The organism is Thalassospira sp. HF15, from assembly GCF_011806525.1.
GTDB lineage: Bacteria > Pseudomonadota > Alphaproteobacteria > Rhodospirillales > Thalassospiraceae > Thalassospira.
In genome coordinates, this window is record NZ_JAAVKI010000008.1 from 187,701 (window position 1) to 206,367 (window position 18,667).

The 18,667-nt window shown below is 54.2% G+C and carries 20 protein-coding genes; 10 read left to right on the plus strand and 10 right to left on the minus strand.

Annotated features, from left to right (window positions below):
- Positions 1 to 97: 97 nt before the first annotated feature.
- Positions 98 to 877: an NRDE family protein gene (locus HED22_RS17735; protein ID WP_167724743.1), complete on the minus strand. Its 780-nt coding sequence runs from the start codon at positions 875 to 877 to the stop codon at positions 98 to 100.
- A gap of 163 nt (positions 878 to 1,040) precedes the next feature.
- On the opposite strand from HED22_RS17735, the gene HED22_RS17740 reads away from it, so the two are divergent.
- A complete protein-coding gene (locus HED22_RS17740) occupies positions 1,041 to 1,358 on the plus strand; it encodes a DUF1476 domain-containing protein (protein ID WP_167724745.1) in 318 nt (105 codons plus the stop codon).
- A 165-nt stretch (positions 1,359 to 1,523) separates the two neighbouring features.
- On the plus strand, positions 1,524 to 2,201 hold the full coding sequence (locus HED22_RS17745; RefSeq protein ID WP_167724747.1) for a response regulator transcription factor: 678 nt from the start codon (positions 1,524 to 1,526) through the stop codon (positions 2,199 to 2,201).
- A 202-nt stretch (positions 2,202 to 2,403) separates the two neighbouring features.
- Here the strand turns inward: HED22_RS17745 and HED22_RS17750 are convergent, their stop codons facing one another.
- Positions 2,404 to 3,327 (minus strand): DMT family transporter, encoded by a 924-nt coding sequence (locus HED22_RS17750; protein WP_254870264.1) that lies wholly within the window; start codon positions 3,325 to 3,327, stop codon positions 2,404 to 2,406.
- 99 nt (positions 3,328 to 3,426) lie between these two features.
- On the opposite strand from HED22_RS17750, the gene HED22_RS17755 reads away from it, so the two are divergent.
- Positions 3,427 to 4,326: a LysR substrate-binding domain-containing protein gene (locus HED22_RS17755; RefSeq protein ID WP_167724751.1), complete on the plus strand. Its 900-nt coding sequence runs from the start codon at positions 3,427 to 3,429 to the stop codon at positions 4,324 to 4,326.
- A gap of 56 nt (positions 4,327 to 4,382) precedes the next feature.
- On the opposite strand, the gene HED22_RS17760 is transcribed toward HED22_RS17755, so the two are convergent.
- The gene (locus tag HED22_RS17760; RefSeq protein WP_167724753.1) at positions 4,383 to 5,003 is read right to left on the minus strand and encodes a YbhB/YbcL family Raf kinase inhibitor-like protein; all 621 of its coding nucleotides are present in this window, start codon (positions 5,001 to 5,003) and stop codon (positions 4,383 to 4,385) included.
- A gap of 163 nt (positions 5,004 to 5,166) precedes the next feature.
- Positions 5,167 to 6,477, minus strand: coding sequence for an adenylosuccinate lyase (gene purB, locus HED22_RS17765; RefSeq protein WP_167724755.1), 1,311 nt, complete (start codon positions 6,475 to 6,477; stop codon positions 5,167 to 5,169).
- A 291-nt stretch (positions 6,478 to 6,768) separates the two neighbouring features.
- On the opposite strand from purB, the gene HED22_RS17770 reads away from it, so the two are divergent.
- From HED22_RS17770 to HED22_RS17780, 3 genes are all read left to right on the plus strand, one after another.
- Positions 6,769 to 8,520 (plus strand): HD family phosphohydrolase, encoded by a 1,752-nt coding sequence (locus HED22_RS17770; RefSeq protein WP_167724757.1) that lies wholly within the window; start codon positions 6,769 to 6,771, stop codon positions 8,518 to 8,520.
- 160 nt (positions 8,521 to 8,680) lie between these two features.
- Entirely contained in the window at positions 8,681 to 9,895 is a 1,215-nt protein-coding gene (locus HED22_RS17775) for a helix-turn-helix domain-containing protein (RefSeq protein ID WP_167724759.1), read from the plus strand.
- Positions 9,896 to 10,024: 129 nt separating this feature from the next.
- Positions 10,025 to 10,888, plus strand: coding sequence for a MipA/OmpV family protein (locus HED22_RS17780; RefSeq protein WP_254870265.1), 864 nt, complete (start codon positions 10,025 to 10,027; stop codon positions 10,886 to 10,888).
- 10 nt (positions 10,889 to 10,898) lie between these two features.
- Here HED22_RS17780 and radC read toward each other — a convergent pair whose 3' ends face one another.
- From radC to sfsA, 3 genes are all read right to left on the minus strand, one after another.
- Complete coding sequence (gene radC, locus HED22_RS17785; RefSeq protein ID WP_175581301.1) at positions 10,899 to 11,741, minus strand: DNA repair protein RadC; 843 nt, start codon at positions 11,739 to 11,741, stop codon at positions 10,899 to 10,901.
- 26 nt (positions 11,742 to 11,767) lie between these two features.
- On the minus strand, positions 11,768 to 12,574 hold the full coding sequence (gene map, locus HED22_RS17790; protein ID WP_167724761.1) for a type I methionyl aminopeptidase: 807 nt from the start codon (positions 12,572 to 12,574) through the stop codon (positions 11,768 to 11,770).
- Positions 12,575 to 12,691: 117 nt separating this feature from the next.
- Positions 12,692 to 13,405: a DNA/RNA nuclease SfsA gene (gene sfsA / locus HED22_RS17795; RefSeq protein WP_167724763.1), complete on the minus strand. Its 714-nt coding sequence runs from the start codon at positions 13,403 to 13,405 to the stop codon at positions 12,692 to 12,694.
- 126 nt (positions 13,406 to 13,531) lie between these two features.
- On the opposite strand from sfsA, the gene HED22_RS17800 reads away from it, so the two are divergent.
- Positions 13,532 to 13,750, plus strand: a complete 219-nt coding sequence (locus tag HED22_RS17800) for a DUF6500 family protein (protein ID WP_167724764.1) — start codon at positions 13,532 to 13,534, stop codon at positions 13,748 to 13,750.
- 18 nt (positions 13,751 to 13,768) lie between these two features.
- Here the strand turns inward: HED22_RS17800 and HED22_RS17805 are convergent, their stop codons facing one another.
- From HED22_RS17805 to HED22_RS17815, 3 genes are all read right to left on the minus strand, one after another.
- Positions 13,769 to 14,668 (minus strand): methyltransferase domain-containing protein, encoded by a 900-nt coding sequence (locus tag HED22_RS17805; RefSeq protein ID WP_167724767.1) that lies wholly within the window; start codon positions 14,666 to 14,668, stop codon positions 13,769 to 13,771.
- Positions 14,669 to 14,740: 72 nt separating this feature from the next.
- Positions 14,741 to 15,679, minus strand: a complete 939-nt coding sequence (locus HED22_RS17810) for a pyridoxamine 5'-phosphate oxidase family protein (RefSeq protein WP_167724769.1) — start codon at positions 15,677 to 15,679, stop codon at positions 14,741 to 14,743.
- Between the two features lie 103 nt (positions 15,680 to 15,782).
- The gene (locus HED22_RS17815) at positions 15,783 to 16,400 is read right to left on the minus strand and encodes a glutathione S-transferase family protein (RefSeq protein ID WP_167724771.1); all 618 of its coding nucleotides are present in this window, start codon (positions 16,398 to 16,400) and stop codon (positions 15,783 to 15,785) included.
- A gap of 127 nt (positions 16,401 to 16,527) precedes the next feature.
- Between HED22_RS17815 and HED22_RS17820 the strand changes: the two genes are divergently transcribed.
- From HED22_RS17820 to grxC, 3 genes are all read left to right on the plus strand, one after another.
- Positions 16,528 to 17,439 (plus strand): LysR family transcriptional regulator, encoded by a 912-nt coding sequence (locus HED22_RS17820; RefSeq protein ID WP_167724773.1) that lies wholly within the window; start codon positions 16,528 to 16,530, stop codon positions 17,437 to 17,439.
- A 58-nt stretch (positions 17,440 to 17,497) separates the two neighbouring features.
- Complete coding sequence (locus HED22_RS17825; RefSeq protein ID WP_167724774.1) at positions 17,498 to 18,256, plus strand: ComF family protein; 759 nt, start codon at positions 17,498 to 17,500, stop codon at positions 18,254 to 18,256.
- 125 nt (positions 18,257 to 18,381) lie between these two features.
- Complete coding sequence (grxC, locus tag HED22_RS17830; protein WP_167724776.1) at positions 18,382 to 18,639, plus strand: glutaredoxin 3; 258 nt, start codon at positions 18,382 to 18,384, stop codon at positions 18,637 to 18,639.
- The last annotated feature ends 28 nt before the right edge of the window (positions 18,640 to 18,667 follow it).

Below are 18,667 nucleotides of genomic sequence, written 5' to 3' on the forward strand. Positions count from 1 at the left end.
ATAATCGAAATTTGCAACCGTCGGGATCTGCGTCAGAAGAAACCCCGACGTTTCAGGTAACTTGTTGATTTCACCTGTCGTTTTGCCGTCAGCAATCCTAAACATCGACGGGATGGAACGGGGTTTTGTCGGGCTGTCCATCGGCAAAAAGCCACACCGGGCGTCTGGGCAGTTCATGTTCGCTTGTGGGAATCGCCGGAAGCCCGATCAGTGAGGAGCAGACGGTCTCAAATCCGATATTGCTGCGTACCAACATGGCATCAGCACGAATATCATGGTGATCCGGGTCGGGGGCCTCTGTGCCGGTATCTGCCAGCAGCGCCTGCCAGGCAAACCAGTCATCGGCTTCGGGATTCGGTGCCGGGGCACTAATAAAGCGCGGCAGATTGCGTTTGGTGCGCGCACTGTTTTGCGTGTCATTCAGGTCATGGGCGGTCAGAATCGACAAACCTTCCGGGATTTCAGTGATACCGATTTTGCCGGTGCCGCGGTTTGCCAGCCAATAGGCATCGCGGTTATCGGCAATCACCATGTTAAAATCGCGATAGGCATTGCCATCCAGTTCAGCAAGCGCCTGTGCGGCGTCAATCGCGTCGGCATGATCAAGCGCTTCAAGGGGCAATTCGCCCCGGGATCGTTTGCCGTCCTGCGGCCCAAGGGTGCCATAACGGTTCAAAACGGCAGCAACCACGCCATCCTCGTTGACGCCAAGCCAGGTTCCGCCAGCGGTTTCATCTAGCCCTGCAACGACATCGGGGCGGTCTTCCCAGTGGCGTTTTGGCGCTTTCCAGGGACGGTTATTCATTTCATCGCGGTTGGCGCCAATGATCACCGGCCAGTCATGGTCGGGACGGCGTAAAATAATAACTGTGCACATGAGGCAGATCAAAGCGTGCCAAAGCACTTTTTGTCAAATTCAAAAGTGTCGAGCAAAGGGGTGAAAACGGGATCGTTTGTTGTCATATAAAAGGTTATGATCGACACTAGGTTGAAAGCCTCAGCACCACTTGCATTTGGATCAGATATCAGGAGGGATGGAAATGAGCAGCTTTAATGAGCGTGAACGCGGGTTCGAGGCAAAATACAGCTTTGATCTTGAACAGGATTTCCGCGTTGAGACTCATTTATACAAGATGCTGGTCCAGTGGGCCGGCGAACAGATGGGCATGACCCCACAAGAATGTGAGGACTATACGCGCAAGATTATTGGTGAAGTTGTTGCCAACCCGCGCGAAAATGGTGTTGTTGCGCTGCTGCTTGCTGACTTTGGCAGCAAGAATATTGATGTCACGGCGTCTGCACTTAATGCGAAACTTGACGAACTACGTCCGGTTGCGCGCGCAGAGGTTTTGTCGTGATTTGACGATGTTGCATGTGCTTGGAAAACTTCTCGTTTGCTAATGCGTGCTGGCTTTCGTATCCTGACCTCCCCAGACCGAAAAATTGAGTAGGTGCAACCTTTTGGTGTGGTATCCTTCGCAGGTAGCTGAAGGAGCCGAATAGGTAGATGAAAGGCGAAAGCATTGCGTATCCTGTTGGCGGACGATCACGACTTGGTTCGTGAGGCAATCTCGCTACTGTTTCAACAGTATTTTGATGACTGTGAAGTGGCCGAAGCAGGGGCATTAGACCCCGCGCTTGAGCTGATAGCAGCGAACAATACATTCGATCTGGTTCTGCTTGACTTGCGCATGCCGGGCATGAATGGCCTCGAAGGTCTGAAACGCACTTTGGAGCAAGTGGCCGATTCGACCTTCGTGGTTCTGCTATCCGGGGCCTATCGCAGCGACGATGTCCGCAAGGCTATCGAAGCTGGCGCACACGGGTTTATTCCCAAAACCCTGCGTGGACAGGCCTTGGCAAATGCAGTGCAACTTGTGCTTGCAGGCGACAAGTACCTGCCATCGTCGATTCTGACTGATATGAATGACAGCATGTCGGGGTCCGGTGATGGTGAAAATCGCCTTGCTGGTGGATTTGGCAACGAGGGCGACTTTGCCCGTCTGACACCGCGTGAACGTGAAGTTCTTGCTCTTCTGTCAGAAGGGCGTCCGAACAAGGACATCGCCCGTCACCTTGATCTGCGTGAGATCACGGTGAAATACCATCTGAAAAACATCTATCGCAAACTGAACGTTTCGAACCGTGCACAGGCCGTGAAAATGGCGCTGGAAGATATGGCGCGGTCCGGCACTTTGTAGGACGTTGGTCAAAGGCAGCTCAGTTTGGCGCTCAAATCCCGGCTCGTGATTTCACGGGCCGTTTTTTGTGGCAACCGCGTTTCCGCCCTAGCGGCAGTACTTCGTGATGAAAACCATACATTGGGCGCCCCTTCGTTAGCGCTCCAGCAGTGCAACAGGCTTTTGAAACTCCCTGCACACGCGGTGTGCAGGGGATAAATTATCAGATTTGGCGTGAAGGGGCGGCTGTCAGTTGGTTTTGCATCGCTGGGGTGCGCCCCGATTGCATCACAATAACCCCGGTCAGGATTGCGGCCATCGCGATCAGCTCCTGCAACTGAACGTTTTCACCCAAAATAAGCGATCCGGTCAGAACAGCGATAATCGGCGGGATATATGTCACGCTCGCGGCTTTGACAGCGCCGAGGTTTTCAACAACGAGGTAATAGCACAAATAGGCAATGCCAGTGCCAAACAGGCCAAGCCCGAAGAACAGGCCAAGTGCAATCCACCCGTTGTCAAAGATCGCCAAGGCACCATCAAAGTCGGCAATGAACAGGAACGTTACGGCGGCGATACCCAGTTGATAGGTGCAAAGCGCAAGCGGGGAGATGCCAAGCGGGCTTATGAACCGACGTGCGTAAACAAAGGAAAGCCCGACACAAAGTGATCCGAGGCCGATAAAGCCGAACCCGGCCAGATCATTTGTCGAGATGCTCGCATCCCAGGGACGGGCGATCATCGCAATACCAGCAAAGCCGACACACAATCCCAGCACAGATCGACGATTGATCGGCTCGTTCCGCAAAAAGACAGCTGCTGTGACAAAGGAAATCATCGGGATTGCCCCGCTCAGCATCCCGGCAAGGCTTGATGGCAAAAGCTGAATGCCCTTGGCAAAGCTGAAATAATAAAGGCTGCCGGCAAGGATCGACATCGCGATGAAATGATGGGCATAGCGCAGATGTTGCCATTTAAGTTTTCGCCCGATCAGGGCTGCGGCAAAAACCGGTAGAAACCCCATAAAGACACGAACGCTTGCAATCTGCATCGGGCTGATCAGGGTGCTTGCGCCCTTATTGAACAGAAAAGTCAAACCCCAGAGAAGGGCAAGCAGTCCGAATACGATATAGGATTTGTTTTTCATGGTGGCGTACCAAATTGGAAAAAACATGGCCTATTGTCATAATTTCCAGTACTTTTCACAAATCATACTATCTAGTCTATGAAATAGAAAAACTGCATCATGGGATCGTATCCACCACTGAAATCATTGCCCGCGTTTGAGGCTTCGATGCGCCTGAAAAGCTTTGCATTGGCTGCCGACGAATTGAATGTCACGCCGGGTGCCGTCGGACAGCAAATTCGCAAGCTTGAAGAATGGCTTGGTGTTGAGCTGTTTGCGCGCTCTGTCCGTCAGATCACGCCAACGGCTGATGGTCTGGCTTATGCCGCCCGTATTGCCCCGGCCCTGCAGCAGATTCGCGATGCAAGCCATCAATTGCGCGATCGGTCAAATCATGCTGTGCGCTTTGTGATGCCCCCCAGCTTTGCCGCCAAGTGGTTTTCCAAACGGATGTCGCGCTTTCTGATCGCGCATCCTGAAACTTCGCTACATGTTGGGTCCTCATCAATCCAGATGGATTTCGACCACGATCCGGTCGATCTGGCGGTTCGGTATTTCAACGGCAAGGATGAACGCCTTGAAACCGTGTTGCTTTATCAGGGGCAGGCAGCAGCTTTTTGCGCCCCTGCCTACCGCAACAGGGTGGGTCTGAATACGCCTGATGATCTTGTCCGTGCGACGTTACTAAATGACATCCTGCACCCCTGGTGGGAAAAATGGCTGGGGGCGTTTTCCGGGCTTTCCACCAACGAAATTCACGGGATCAAGCGGGTTGAGATTGATCAGACATCCATGGCGATTGAAGCTGCCATTCATGAACAGGGCGTCGTTTTGGCCAATCCGCTTCTGGCTGAGGAAGACCTTTCGGAAGGAAAGCTGATCCACCTGTTTCCCGATCAGGTCGTGAAAGTACCTTCAGGTTATTATCTGATATGGCCCAAAAACCGGGAACTCCGCGCCCCGGTCAAGGAATTCCGCGACTGGCTTTTAAGCGAGGCTGGCGATCTTGGTGTTAAATAACAAACCCCGGCCGAGAGATTTCGACCGGGGTTGGCAATTGCGATGATACGGTCTGATTACAGATCACGGTTCATCGTGTAGGTGCCCATATAGCTCGCCTTATCAAGAACATGTCCTTCGATGGCGGCAAGGGCGTCCGGACCGGTGAAGTTTTCCGGGAGATCAACCTTCTCGGTATCAAGCGCATAGACCGTGAAATGATAGTGGTGAATGATCGAATCATTCCATGGCGGGCAGGGGCCGTCATAATCGGCGTAGTTCCCGCCCATATCGGCATCACCCGCAAACCAGTCCGTATAGGAATTCAGGCCGGTTTCACCGTGTGCTTTCACACCCGCTGGCTTGCCTTTCGGGGTAATGCCGTTTGCGCCAACCCCTTCGGCAAGGCTTGTGGTCGAGGCCGGAATGTTGACCAGCACCCAGTGATAGAAATCAACACGCGGCAGGCTGGCCGGGACTTGTTTGCCTTCAATATTGACGTCCTCGCCCGATGACGGGACATCCGGGTCATGGCAGATCAGGGCAAAGGATTTGGTGTCGGCAGGCACATCCGACCAGCTTATGGCCGGGCTGATATTGTCTGAGGTTTCAAATCGGCCTTCTGCCGGGATTTTCCCGAATGCAAACTTGGTCGGGATCGGTGCGCCGTCATCCCATCCTTCGATGCTCAGTTTCATGTTTCATCCCTTTCCTGTGATTGCCGCTTTTGGGTGGGTTGTTGCTTATCGATATAGCTCAGCATCAATGGCATGCAATGTCAAAGAACGCGAATGCCGTACCCCAAAATGAAAAAGCCCCGGTCACTGACCGGGGCTTTGAAGGCAGGCTTTGGTGTCTGGCTTAATCCGCAAACACACGGGCAAAGATCGTATCGACATGCTTGGTGTGGTAGCCAAGGTCAAACAGTGCTTCGAGCTTGTCCATCGGGATTTTCGCGGTCACGTCTTCATCGGTCTTCAGAAGCGACAGCAGATCCCCTTCACGATTCCAGACCTTCATCGCGTTGCGCTGAACGATGCGGTAAGAATCTTCGCGCGAAACACCATGCTGGGTCAGGGTCAGCAGCACGCGCTGCGAGAACACCAGGCCACCCATCTGATTGAGGATCTCGTCCATGCGTTCGGGATAGACAACCAGGTTTTCAACAACATTGGTCAAACGCATCAGGGCGAAGTCGAGCGTTACCGTCGCATCCGGGCCAATGTTACGTTCGACCGAGCTGTGCGAAATATCGCGCTCGTGCCAAAGGGCAACGTTTTCCATTGCCGGGATTGCCATCGAACGCACCAGACGGGCAAGACCGGTCAGGTTTTCGGTCAGAACCGGGTTGCGTTTGTGGGGCATCGCCGAGGAGCCTTTCTGCCCCTTGGAGAAGAATTCTTCTACTTCGCGGACTTCGGTGCGCTGCAGGTGGCGGATTTCGGTCGCCAGATGCTCGATCGAGGATGCAATCACGCCAAGGGCTGCGAAATAGGCGGCATGACGGTCACGCGGGATCACCTGGGTCGAAACCGGTTCCGGCTTCAGGCCAAGCTTCTCGGCAACATGTTCCTCAACGCTCGGATCGATGTTGGCAAAGGTGCCAACCGCACCAGAAATTGCGCAGGTCGCGATTTCGTCACGCGCAGCAACAAGGCGGTCGCGGTTACGTTTGAATTCCGCATAGAAAGTCGCAAGCTTAAGACCAAAGGTCACCGGCTCTGCGTGGATGCCGTGCGAACGGCCCATGCAAGGGACATCTTTGGTTTCATAGGCGCGCTTTTTAAGGGCTGCCAGAAGCTTGTCCATGTCTTCCAGAAGGATGTCGGTTGCCTGGGCAAGCTGCACGTTAAAGCAAGTATCAAGCACGTCCGAACTCGTCATGCCCTGATGAACAAAGCGGGCTTCCTCACCAACCTGTTCGGCCAGTTCGGTCAGAAACGCGATCACATCGTGTTTGACTTCGGCTTCGACGGTATCAATCCGGTCGATACGGTCCTGAGTGTAGGGCTTGTCGCCTTTTTCCCAGACAAGCTTGGCGGATTCTGCCGGGATAACACCCAGTTCGGCCAGTTTATCAGCAGCGTGGGCTTCGATTTCGAACCAGATACGGAACTTGTTCGCCGGTTCCCAGATAGAGGTCATCTGCGGACGGGAATAACGGGGGATCATGCGGTCGCCTCCGGGCAATATGGTTGGGTGCCGGAAAAGGATCTCGATGATCGGATTGCGCAATCAATTGCCCGATCACGGCGCCGGCACGCTTTCACGGGGTCGGATAGTCCATTCCGGGCGAATTGGCAACCCTGCAGACGGGTATGGCAGGCTTGTGAAGCGATTTTACTGTGCCAAAGCTTGTGCGCCGTTAGAAAAATAGCAACTTATTAGATATATACCGTGTAAACAGGCGGGGCGTATCTGCGACGTCGCGGTTGATCCGAATGCGAAGTGGACGGAATTTTTATGGCGCGTGAACGCGACAGGGCAAAAAATCACCAGACAGATGTGACACAGGTCGGCAAGACAGACGCAAACTATCTGGCGGAACTGGTGGAATTGGGCATTGCGCTTTCGGCGTCGCAAGGCCGCGAAGAGCTTAACCAGAAAATCCTGATGGCCGCGCGGAACTTCACCAATGCGGATGGGGGATCGCTTTACCTCGTCAATCGCGAGGAAAGCGAACTTCATTTCCGTATCATGGTGAATGATACCCTTGATACGTTCTTTGTCTCGGGCCGGGAAAACGAAAAGCCGTTTCCACCCTTGCCGCTTTATGACGAACAAGGCCGGCCCAACTATGCCAATATCGCGACCTATGTCGCGCTGACCGGCAAGGCGATCAATATCGAAGACGCCTACATTGCCGAAGGGTTCGACTTTACCGGTACCCGGGCGTTTGATGCCAAAACGGGTTACCGATCCAAATCCTTCCTGACCGTGCCGCTTAAAAATACCAGCGGTGTGGTGCTTGGTGTCTTGCAGCTGATCAATGCGCGCGATGACGCAGGCAATGTCATTTCCTTCGATCCGGCGATTGAGCCGATCATCAATGCGCTCGCAAGTCAGGCCGCGGTTGCCATTGAAAACAGTCGCTTGCTCGTTGCACAACGCGATCTGATGGAAAGCTTCGTGCGTGTTCTTGGTCACGCGATTGATGCCAAATCACCACATACGGCAGGCCACTGTTCACGGGTGCCAATCATTGCCCGCATGCTGGCCCAGGCGGCCGTCGATGACAGGGAAGGGAAGTTTTCCAATTTCTATCTGACGGATATGGAATGGTACGAGCTTGATCTGTCGGCATGGCTTCATGATTGCGGCAAGATCGTCACGCCCGATCATGTCATGGAAAAAGCCACCAAGCTTGAAACCATCCATAACCGCATTCACGAAGTTCGCACCCGTTTTGAGGTGCTGCGGCGCGATGCCGAGATTGAGATGCTCAAACGCAAACTTGATGGCGAAGAGGCCAATCAGTGCGAAGCGGACTTTGAGCGCCGGGTGGCAGAACTTGAAACCCAGTTTGCCATGGTGGCTGATGCCAATATCGGTGATACGGAACTTGATACCGACACCATATTTGCCCTACACGACATAGGGGAACAGAAATGGACGCGCTACTTTGACCGAACAATCGGGTTGTCCTGGGCGGAGCATGAACGGCTGAGCGATACTGAACTGGCCGAGTTGCGCGCATCAGGTACTGAAAGTCTTCTAATGGATCGCGAAGCCGATATTTATGGCGGCTTTAACCGTGGTGAGGTCTATAACCTTTCCATCCCGAACGGCACCCTGACGTCTGAAGAACGTCAGGTCATTAATGACCATGTCGTCATTACCCAGGATATGCTGGCCCAATTGCCGTATCCCAAGGAGCTGCAACGCATTCCGGCGATTGCGGGCAACCATCATGAAAAGATGGACGGTTCAGGCTATCCGCGGGGCCTGACGGGGGATGATATGGGCATCCTCGAAAAGGTGATGGTGATTTCCGATATCTTCGAGGCCCTGTCGGCGGTGGATCGTCCCTATAAGCGGCCAAAGACATTGTCTGAATGTATCTCGATCCTTGCCGATATGAGCGACAAGGGACAGATCGACAGCGACCTGTTCGAACTTTTCCTGACGAGCGGCACCTATCAGGAATATGGGCGGAAGTATCTGCGCGAAGATCAGCGCGATGACGTCGATATCGCGCAATTCTTGCAGGTGTAATGGAAGTGCTTGCACACATGGCGTTGCGACCCTTCCAGTAAATCCCGGTTGCAGCGTGGCTGATAGTCGCGTATTTCCGTAGAGTTCGTTTGTTACCGGCCCTGCGTTCTGCCCGGCCACGCATATCCCACCAACAGAAACCGCCACTGAAGGCGCAGGAATGATTGAAACATTCGACATTCTTTTTCTGATCGTTTCGGTTCTTGGCGTATCGCAGGCGATTTTCCTGATTGTCTTGTTGTTGGACGAAGGAAAGCGTTCTTTTCGCGCCAATCGCTGGCTAATGGTGTTCGGGTTTTCGATCGGTATGAGTTTTATCGACGATACGTTCGACCCCTTCATCAGTCCGATTGTTAACCTGTATCTTGTGCCGGTTTTTGCGCCCTTCTTTTTTGCCTTTATCCCGTCGATATATTTGTATTTCCGGGAAGTTTCCGGAAATCCGGTGTCCCGGCCCTACCGGCACTTTCTGGTATTGATTCCGGTAACCGCAGCAATCGGGGTTATGGTTTACCTGAAAAGCACGCGTATGGTCGCCAATCAGGATCATCTGCGTGATGTCGGGTTGCAGATTGCGTTTTCATCGCAAGGACTTGGTGATTGGCTGCTCTTGGCGATTGTCATCCTGTTTTGCGTGCTGTTTGTTGTTTACATGACGGGCATATGGCGGCTTGCGCGGCGTTATTTGCGACAAGCCAATAGGCAACTTCAGGCCGATAGTGGACGGATGCGCCGCTGGATTATTGAACTTCTTGTCGGGATGACGGTGTTGTCCACCGTCTTCACCCTGACCAATCTGCTGGATCTGTTTGTCTTTCACGCGGAATGGATGGCTCTTGGTGTCAAGGCGGGGTTTGTTCTTGTGTTCTTCCGCATGTGTCAGGTTATAGCGCAGAACCCGGCGATCTTTGTGCAAAAGGAAACCGCAGACGTTGTTCCGGACGAATTGCCTGGGCGTCAAGAAACTCACCAAGGGGGCGATGCGCAACAGGACCCGATACCGCGTGCAATCATTGATGATCCCGGTATTGCCCGCATTCACACCCGCCTTACAAGGATTGTCTCAGACCGTGATGTGATACTTGATCCACTGCTAACCATGCCCAAACTGGCCGCTGCCGTCGGAGCAACTCCCAATCAGCTTTCCTTTGTCCTGAACCAGCATCTGGGCAAAAGCTTCTTTGATTTTGTCAACGAGGTCCGAATTGATGCGGCTTCTCGCCTGCTGATCGAAGAACCAAACCGTACGATCCTCGATATCGCGACCGAGGTCGGCTTCAATTCCAAATCGACTTTCAATCAGGCCTTCAAGAAAATCACCGGTCAGACGCCAAGCGTTTATCGCAAGAATAATTATACAGAATCAAAGGCATAAGACGTTCGAATGCGCATTCGTACCTGTTTGCTGTGGTTTATACGTACAAGCCTATAAAGCCGGACGCTTTCTTTGGAGGGTTCGGGCAATGTCACGACATCAACCACTCAATAGGGATGTTTAGACATTATGGTATCGCATTTTTGGTCGCGCCGTTTGGGCGACGTGATGGTGCTGGGCGGACTTGGCATTTGTACAGCGGCCATCATCATCATGCTTGGCGGCAACGCACATGCCCAGACCGCAAATCCGGGACAAAGGGAGATCATCCGCGAGCAGGTCAATCCGCAAACTGAAGACGCGCTTAAACCCTGGTTGGGCGGTAACTGGCAGATCGGTGCACTTGGTCGGGTGAGCAGCAACCCGTATCGCGGCGCAGACAGTGCCGATCTCAGTGCACTTCCGGCGTTGGCCTATGATGCTGAACGCCTTCATATCGGCCTTGATGGGATTGATGCCAAAGTCTTCAAGAACGAGTTTGCCAGCGTCTCAATCCTTGGCAACGTCCGGATGGAACCGTTTGATCCTGATGACTCAAGTTATCTCAACGGGCTTGAAGATCGCGACATGGCGTTTGAGGCTGGTGTTGGGGGATTGTTGCGTTTGTGGCGCGGCGAACTTCGCGCGAACTATCTAACCGATCTTAACGACGCCTATGGCGGGCATGAGGTCGATGTCGCTTATTACCTGCCGACCAATTATGAAAGATTCCGCTTTAATTTCGGCGGCGGTGTTACCTGGCAAAGCGAAGAACTGGTTGATTACAATGTCGGCGTGCGCCGAAGCGAAGTACGCAGTGATCGTGGGTTCTATGCCCCGGATGCGGCCTTTATCCCGCACCTTGATTTCAGCGTGACCTATCCGGTGACCGAACAGTTTGCCGTGGTCGGGACCAGCGGTGTGCGTTTCCTGCCCGATGAATATACAGACAGTTCGATCATCGAGGATGATTATGTGCTGAGTGCCGGTCTGGTGCTGGTTTACAATTTCTGAGGTCAACGGGTTAAATCAGGCCCAGTGTCTTGAATGAATTGTATCCGGCGCGGCTGATGATGATGTGATCATGAACGATGATTTCCATCGCCTTGGCCGCCTCAACGATCTTGCGGGTCATGTCGATGTCACCCTTTGACGGGGTGGCATCGCCGCTGGGATGATTATGGACCAAAATGAGTGCCGAGGCATGCAGTTCCAGCGCACGCTTGATGACTTCGCGCGGATAGACCGGCGTGTGGTCGACCGTGCCGCGCTGATGGCATTCATCGGCAATCAGCCGGTTCTTGCGGTCCAGAAACAGCAGGTGCAGTTCCTCGTTTTTGAGATGTCCGATCCGCGCCCGGCAATAATCTATCAGCTGTTCCCAACTGGCAATGACGGGCAATTCCATGGCCCGTTCCCGTGACAGATGCAGGGCACTTGCCTCGGCAATTTTGATCGCGGCAATACCGGCTTCGCCAAGGCCTTTGGCGGTTTTAAGGTCTTCGGGGCGGGCAGCCAGAACATTGGCAAAACTGCCAAATTGCGCGATCAACGATTTCGCCAGTGGTTTCACATCACCGCGCGGCATCGCCATGCACAGCATCAGTTCAAGCAATTCGTAATCGGCAAGGGCAGTCGCGCCACCCTTGATGAAGCGATCACGTAACCGTTGGCGATGGCCGTGATAATGCGGCTTTGCGGATTTGGGTTTTGGAGATTGGGGCGCGTCACTGATTGACGCAGTGTTTGCGTCTGACACATGCGCGGTGCGGGCCTGATCAAAAAAAACCCGCGTGCCGTCATCAATTTCCGATGATGCCTGTTGGACAGGATTGGAAGCAGCTTTGCGATCTTGTTTTTCGCTCAAATCTGCTTCCCCTTGTTGCGTGCCCGTTACTCGGCGGCTTTGCCAAGATCGTAGGGCGGCTTTTCCAGACCGGCGGGGGATCGGGTAAACACTTCAAACCCGTCTTCCGTCACGCCGAGCGAATGTTCAAACTGTGCAGACAGTTTGCGGTCTCGTGTCACCGCTGTCCAGCCATCGGGCAAAATTTTACACGCATAGGTGCCCTGGTTGATCATTGGCTCAATCGTAAAGATCATGCCCGGTTCCAGAACAAGACCTTCGCCCGGCTTGCCGTAATGCAAGACATTCGGGGCATCGTGGAACACCTGCCCCAGACCATGACCACAGAAATCACGCACCACCGAAAAACGCTCGCTTTCCGCATAGGACTGGATGGCATGGCCGATATCGCCAAGGGTCGCGCCCGGTTTGACGGCATTGATCCCGCGCCAGAGCGACTCATAGGTCACATCAACAAGACGCTGCGCCATGACTTTCGGCGTGCCCGCAACATACATACGTGATGTATCGCCGTACCAACCATCAAGAATGACGGTGACATCGATATTCATGATGTCACCATTGGCCAGTTTCTTGTCGCCGGGGATGCCGTGGCAGACCACATGGTTGATCGATGTGCAGGTGGATTTCGGAAAACCGCGATAGCCAAGGCAGGCCGAAATCGCATTGTGGTCGCGGATATATTCATCACACAGGCGATCCAATTCGCCCGTCGTGACACCCGGAACCACATGCGGGGTAATCATATCAAGCACTTCTGCTGCCAGCTTGCCAGCGGCGCGCATGCCTTCAAATGCTTCGGGGCCGTGAATTTTGACTGTTCCGTTCGCCACCCGAAAATCTCCTTAAACTCGGCTGTATTGATGTCGATCTGTTAGCCCAATGACATAAAGCCAGACGCCATAATTGGCAAGGATTGGCTGATATGCGCGGGCTTTGGGACTGCCATCCTATAACCCGACAATCGGCAAGGATGACCGCACCGTTACCGCACTGGTATCAATCGAACAGTCATAGGCAATGGCTTCGACCCCGTTTGTGCGTGCGGCCTTGAACCGTTCGCCGTAATGCGGATCGATGTCGGTGGCGAGTGTGAAACGATCACAATCGGTGCGCTGGATCAGATAAAACATCACCGCCCGGTGGCCTTCGGCAACCATGTCGGCCATTTCGTCCAGATGCTTTGCGCCGCGTGCGGTGACCGCATCAGGGAACTCCGCCAAACCCGGAACCTCGTCATCCCGTTTGAGGTGGACGTTTTTCACCTCGACATAACAAAGGCCCTTATTCGGATCGGACAGCAAAATGTCGATCCGCGAATTCTTGCCGTATTTGACTTCGCGTTTCAGGTTTTCATAGCCCGCAAGTTCGGGCACCTTGCCAGCGAGGATCGCCTCTTCGACAATCGCGTTTGGGTGGGCGGTATTGATGCCGATCCATGCATCTCCGATCTGGCAAAGTTCCCAGCTGTATTTCAGTTTGCGTTTCGGATTATCCGATTGCGACAACCAGACATCAATCCCCGGCTCCTTAAGCCCGATCATCCCGCCCGGATTGGCACAATGGGCGGTGATCACTTCACCACTATCAAGCTCGACATCGGCCAGAAACCGTTTGTAACGCTTGATCAGCTTACCGTGGATAAGCGGGTTTGGAAGATGCATCTGGGGCCTTTCGCTAATCTGTCCTGACAGAAACTGTCATGTGATGGGCGCTATCAGACTGCCAATTTCGCGGCAAACAGGCCATACATCAACCCCTGGAAGCCCAAACCCTAAAACGGAGCCATCATGCGTCAAAGCCTGCGCGAGAAAATCATTGCTGTGTGTGACAAGAAAATCGCGCAGAAGGGGCCAGATGTCGGCCTGTCATTCTATGCGTTTTTCGCCAATCGCAATGATGATCCGGAAACATTGATGGAGGCCGCAAGCTGGTGGATCAAAACCCACCAGCTTGATCATTTTGAAAAGGCGACCAAGATCCGTGAGATGGTCGAAGCGGGGAAGTGATACCAGCTTGATCCGGCACTACTGCTTTTTCGCGTCATCACCCAAAAAATCAACCAGACTGACCTGACCTGATCCACGGCGCAGCGGTTTGGGCTGGCTTTCATCCGGTGCCCAGGCGGTCAGATAGATCACCTGAAACTTGGCATGGATGCGGCCATCAGAACGGGCATGGCGTTCGTGATAGATCGCGGCTGCGCGGGCAAGGGTGCTGCGTTTGGTGAACTTTTTGGACCGCTTGGCAATCAGGTTGCTTTCGCCCATCCCCGACAGATCACGCATCAGTTTAAGCGCGTCGGAGTAGTCGATATAGATATCATCGGCATCGACAACCGGCAGGGCAAAGCCACTGCGTTGCAGAAGCGCCCCGGCATCCTTCACATCGACAAACGGCGAAACGCGGGGTGAAACGCCGCCTTCTTCTTCGGCCTCGGCTGTCATAAGGGCTTCGCGCAAATCCTTCAGCGTCTCACCACCCAGCAAGCAGGCCAAAAAAAGTCCATCAGGTTTGAGCGCGCGGCGCGCCTGAAGCAGCATGCCGGGCAGGTCATTGACCCAGTGAAGCGACAGGTTGGAAAGGATCAGGTCAAGCGATCCTTCGGCAAAGGGCAGGAATTCCTCGTCTGCGACCAGAGTGCCCTTGCTGTTATTGGCGCGCGCGGCCATGGCATAGCCGCGCGAAATGTCGCTCTGATACAGCGTTTCAATACCGCCACGTGTGCCAATGATCTGGCCAAGCTCGCCACTGTGGCAGCCAAGATCAACCGCCAGCGGGAACTTGCGTGTGGTGTCGTCAAGGCGATCGGCAAGGCGTTCGGCCGTTTCGGCAAACAGAAAGTTAAAGTCCTGCGCCTTGATCGCCGCACGGTCGCGGCGCAGTTTCAGGATGTCTCGATCAAAGACGGTGATCGGATCGGCCATGGGGCGGGAAGCTCCGGCAAAAGTCGTTTCAGATATTACGACCTAGATAGAGCCTCTTGGCGGTTGGCGCAATCAACCTTCGTCCTTTCCCGTCATGCGCATCGGGAATGCCGCGCGACGGAGTACCCAGCGTGACGGTACGAATGAGATCAGGCGTTCGGCGCCGATGAACTGCGACACCATGGCGCCGCCTAGAATAATCTCCGCTGTGCCGGTGATTTGCAACATGTCGCCATTGGCAAAATCAACAAACACCAGACCTGCCAGCGGATTGATCAGAAGATTACCCAGCGTGTTGAAAAAACGGTTGCCAGCATAATCGGGAATAATCAACGCATCATCATCGTCAATTGTAACAAAGCCGGGCGGGCCGCCGCGATGGGAAACGTCGACTTCACGACCACGATCCGGGGCGGCGTTATCAACATAGGACGCGATAAAGAACGTATCGCTGCGCGCAATGAAGTCCCGTACTTCATCGGTTAATGCCGCACCTGACTGCATGGCGTCTTTTGCATCTAGGGCGTTACCAAGTTCTGTGTCTGTGGCGAATGCAAGGGCACGGGGATGGATGTATTTCGGGCAATTGCCAAAACTGTGTCCGACCTTGATGGCAAAGGATGTCTCGTTCTGGCGGGAAATTGTCCCGTTCAGACGGTTTCTGCGTCGCGTATGCAGCTCGATGCCCAAAAGGCCGATGGCATCGCCATCCTTCATCCCCTGATCCGCCGGATCGGTTCCATCACGCGGTAGAGTTACTGCCAAGTGATAGGGATCAGACGCAAACAGGAAGCCCGGACCGCTGGCGCGAAGGGTTGCCCACGGATTGCCATCACCATCGACCGTGCCCAGCACGGCAAAAGGCAATTGCGGGTAAAACAGGCGATGTTGTTCGATGATGTGATCGCGCAGCACCTTGCGCCCGACCTCTTCCATACGGGCATCAACCCCCAGGATTTCCTGAAGCCGCACTTCCCCGGCATGCCAGGGCGACGGGGCACGTTCTGGCATTTTGGAGGTAGCGCGAGGATCTGTCGTATCAAAATGATCAGGCATTTGGATCAGCTTTGTGTTCGGGCGCAAGGTGGTTGATGGCGTGATTGTCGGAAGGTGATCAGGCAGATGCCAGCATCTCTTCCGGTGCGTGCATGAAGGGTACAAAGCCCGGAAGCTCTTCGATACGTTTCAGCCAGTCGCGCACCTTGCCATATGCGGCCAAGTCAACTTTACCCTCGGGCGCGCGGGCGACATAGCTATACAGCGCGACATCGGCAATAGTCGGATGGTCTGCCGCCAGCCAGCTATTGGTTTTCAGATGGTCTTCGATATTGCCAAGGACTGCATGGGCGCGTGAAATGACTTCATCTGCATCAAACGGCGCACCAAATAGCGTGATCAGGCGTGCCGCAGCCGGGCCAAAGGCGATTTGACCGGCGGCAATCGAAAGCCAGCGCTGAACACGGGCAGCACCTTCGGCATCTTCGGGAAGCCATTTGGTCGCGCCGGTCTTCTTGGCAAGATAGACCATGATGGCGTTGGAATCCGTGATGACAGTATCGCCATCCTGCAAAACAGGAACCTGTCCGAAGGCATTCAGTTTCAGGAACTCGGGCGATTTGTGCGCGCCCTTGGTCAGGTCGACTTCGACCAGTTCATGTTCAAGACCCAAAAGCCCCAGAAAAAGGCGGGCGCGGTGGGCATGGCCGGAAATCGGATGGTGATAAAGTTTCATGTCAGCTTTCCTTGGTATGCGGGAACTGACACGATGATGGCTGTTTCGATAAAATTATGGAATAATCGAAATACACAATTTATTATTCCGATTATTGTAATAATTAATCGAAAACAGGGCCACGCAAATGGACCGTTTCAATGCGATGAATATCTTTGTGCGTGTTGCCGAGGAACAGGGTTTCGCGGCTGCTGCGCGAAACCTTAATATCAGCCCGGCGGCGGTGACACGCACCATTGCCCAGCTTGAAGAGATCATCGGCGCGCGCCTGTTGGTGCGGACAACACGCTCGGTGACCTTGACCGATGCCGGGGTTCGTTATCTGGCAGATTGCAAACGGTTGCTCTCGGACCTCAAAGAGGTCGAGGCGGCGGCTGGCGGAGCCTATGCCAGGCCAAGCGGGATGCTGACCATCACGGCCCCGGTTCAGTTCGGGCAGATGCATGTGGCGCCTATTGTCGGCAAATATCTCAATGAATATCCCGACATGCGCGCACGCCTTTTGCTGTTTGATCGCATCGTCAATATCGTCGAGGAGGGCATTGACCTTGCCGTGCGTATTGGTGATCTGGCTGATTCATCACTCAGTGCCGTGCGAGTCGGCCAGGTTGGTCAGACCGTTTGCGCATCGCCGGATTATTTCGCCAGGTTTGGAATGCCAGAAACACCAGCCGAGCTTGGTGCGCATCGTATTATTGCCACCACCGGCTCGTCCGCACGGCTGGATTGGCGTTTCAAATCACCGGATAACGGACGCAAAATCAATCTTTCCCCAGATGCCCGGTGGCAAACCAATTCGATTGAGGCGGCGCGTAACGCGGCCCTTGATGGTTGGGGTATTTTAAGAATGCTGTCCTATCAGGCAGCACCCTTCATTGCAGATGGTCGCTTGGTGCCGGTGCTGGCGGATTATGCTCCTGATCCGGTGCCGATCCACCTGGTTCATCCCGAAGGCCGCAATGCCCCGGCGAAGGTTCGCGCCTTTATCGATATGGCGGCGGAAACCTTGCGTTCAAATCCGTTATTGGATTTTGGCTAATTCAATCCCCGCGTGTGCTATGCTGGCTCTTTGTTGAAGTGATGGGATAGCATCGCAGATGATCGAATGGGCTCGCACTGTTGCAACCTTGGGCATCAACGCCATTTTGCCGCCGCGCTGTGGGGGCTGTGGCGAGATCACCGATACTACCCATGCGGTCTGTGCTGATTGTTGGGCGGGTTTGCGGTTTATCACTGCCCCGCAATGTGCCTGTTGCGGCTATCCGTTTGAGCTGACTGACGACACTTCGATTGGCAGTGATGCCGGGCAGATGCTGTGCGCGACCTGCCTGCAAAAGAAGCCTGCCTTTGATTTGGCACGGGCCGCATTGGTTTATGATGATCACAGTCGCGAATATCTTTTGCGCTTCAAGCATGCGGACCGCGGCGATTTGACGCCGCTTCTTGCGCGCTGGGTCTATCAGGCGGGCAGGGCCGTTTGGGATCAAGCCGATCTGATCGTGCCGGTGCCGTTGCATCGCCAAAGGTTGCTAAAGCGGCGCTATAACCAGTCGGGGCTTTTGGCGGCAAAGCTATTTGGCATGACGGGGTTGCCGTGGGATGGTTTGGTTCTGAGGCGTGCACGCAATACACGAAGTCTTGGCGGACTTGGTCCGTCTTCGCGCAAACGTGAGGTCGGTGGGGCATTTGTTGTCGACGATGTTCGCGCACAGAAATGCAGCCTTGCCGGGGCGCGTGTCGTGCTGATTGATGATGTTCTGACCACCGGGGCGACGGCCAATGCCTGTGTCCGGGCGTTGAAGCGATCAGGCGCCATGCACGTATCTGTGATCACGGTTGCACGTGTCGTGCGATGACGCGCTGCAAGATTTCTGTTATATAGCCGTCATCTGACTGAAATTCCGCACCGTATCAGACGCATGAGACCCGATAGTCCGGGGCATTAGCGATGATCGGTTGCCAAAGAAAGGATGACTGCCTCATGGCAAAAGTTGAAGTATATGCCACCGAATGGTGCCCGTATTGCAAGCGTGCCCGCAAGCTGCTTGAAGAAAAGGGTGCGAAATACCAGCTCATCGACGTGATGATGGAACCGCGCCGCAAAAAGGAAATGATGGATCGCGCCAACGGTAAACACACCGTGCCGCAGATCTTCATCAATGACGAACATATTGGTGGCTGCGACGAGCTGATGGCGCTCGAAGCTGCTGACAAGCTTGAAAGCAAGCTCTCTGCCTGATCGTCCCTTGGCTGATTAATGGCAATAG

What these genes read in the sequence shown, in the direction of transcription:
- HED22_RS17735 (WP_167724743.1), bottom strand. Translation starts at nt 877, where the DNA reads ATGTGCACAGTTATTATTTTACGCCGTCCCGACCATGACTGGCCGGTG.
- HED22_RS17740 (WP_167724745.1), top strand. Translation starts at nt 1,041, where the DNA reads ATGAGCAGCTTTAATGAGCGTGAACGCGGGTTCGAGGCAAAATACAGC.
- HED22_RS17750 (WP_254870264.1), bottom strand. Translation starts at nt 3,327, where the DNA reads ATGAAAAACAAATCCTATATCGTATTCGGACTGCTTGCCCTTCTCTGG.
- HED22_RS17755 (WP_167724751.1), top strand. Translation starts at nt 3,427, where the DNA reads ATGGGATCGTATCCACCACTGAAATCATTGCCCGCGTTTGAGGCTTCG.
- HED22_RS17760 (WP_167724753.1), bottom strand. Translation starts at nt 5,003, where the DNA reads ATGAAACTGAGCATCGAAGGATGGGATGACGGCGCACCGATCCCGACC.
- purB (WP_167724755.1), bottom strand. Translation starts at nt 6,477, where the DNA reads ATGATCCCCCGTTATTCCCGTCCGCAGATGACCTCTATCTGGGAACCG.
- HED22_RS17770 (WP_167724757.1), top strand. Translation starts at nt 6,769, where the DNA reads ATGGCGCGTGAACGCGACAGGGCAAAAAATCACCAGACAGATGTGACA.
- HED22_RS17775 (WP_167724759.1), top strand. Translation starts at nt 8,681, where the DNA reads ATGATTGAAACATTCGACATTCTTTTTCTGATCGTTTCGGTTCTTGGC.
- HED22_RS17780 (WP_254870265.1), top strand. Translation starts at nt 10,025, where the DNA reads ATGGTATCGCATTTTTGGTCGCGCCGTTTGGGCGACGTGATGGTGCTG.
- sfsA (WP_167724763.1), bottom strand. Translation starts at nt 13,405, where the DNA reads ATGCATCTTCCAAACCCGCTTATCCACGGTAAGCTGATCAAGCGTTAC.
- HED22_RS17800 (WP_167724764.1), top strand. Translation starts at nt 13,532, where the DNA reads ATGCGTCAAAGCCTGCGCGAGAAAATCATTGCTGTGTGTGACAAGAAA.
- HED22_RS17805 (WP_167724767.1), bottom strand. Translation starts at nt 14,668, where the DNA reads ATGGCCGATCCGATCACCGTCTTTGATCGAGACATCCTGAAACTGCGC.
- HED22_RS17810 (WP_167724769.1), bottom strand. Translation starts at nt 15,679, where the DNA reads ATGCCAGAACGTGCCCCGTCGCCCTGGCATGCCGGGGAAGTGCGGCTT.
- HED22_RS17815 (WP_167724771.1), bottom strand. Translation starts at nt 16,400, where the DNA reads ATGAAACTTTATCACCATCCGATTTCCGGCCATGCCCACCGCGCCCGC.
- HED22_RS17820 (WP_167724773.1), top strand. Translation starts at nt 16,528, where the DNA reads ATGGACCGTTTCAATGCGATGAATATCTTTGTGCGTGTTGCCGAGGAA.
- HED22_RS17825 (WP_167724774.1), top strand. Translation starts at nt 17,498, where the DNA reads ATGATCGAATGGGCTCGCACTGTTGCAACCTTGGGCATCAACGCCATT.
- grxC (WP_167724776.1), top strand. Translation starts at nt 18,382, where the DNA reads ATGGCAAAAGTTGAAGTATATGCCACCGAATGGTGCCCGTATTGCAAG.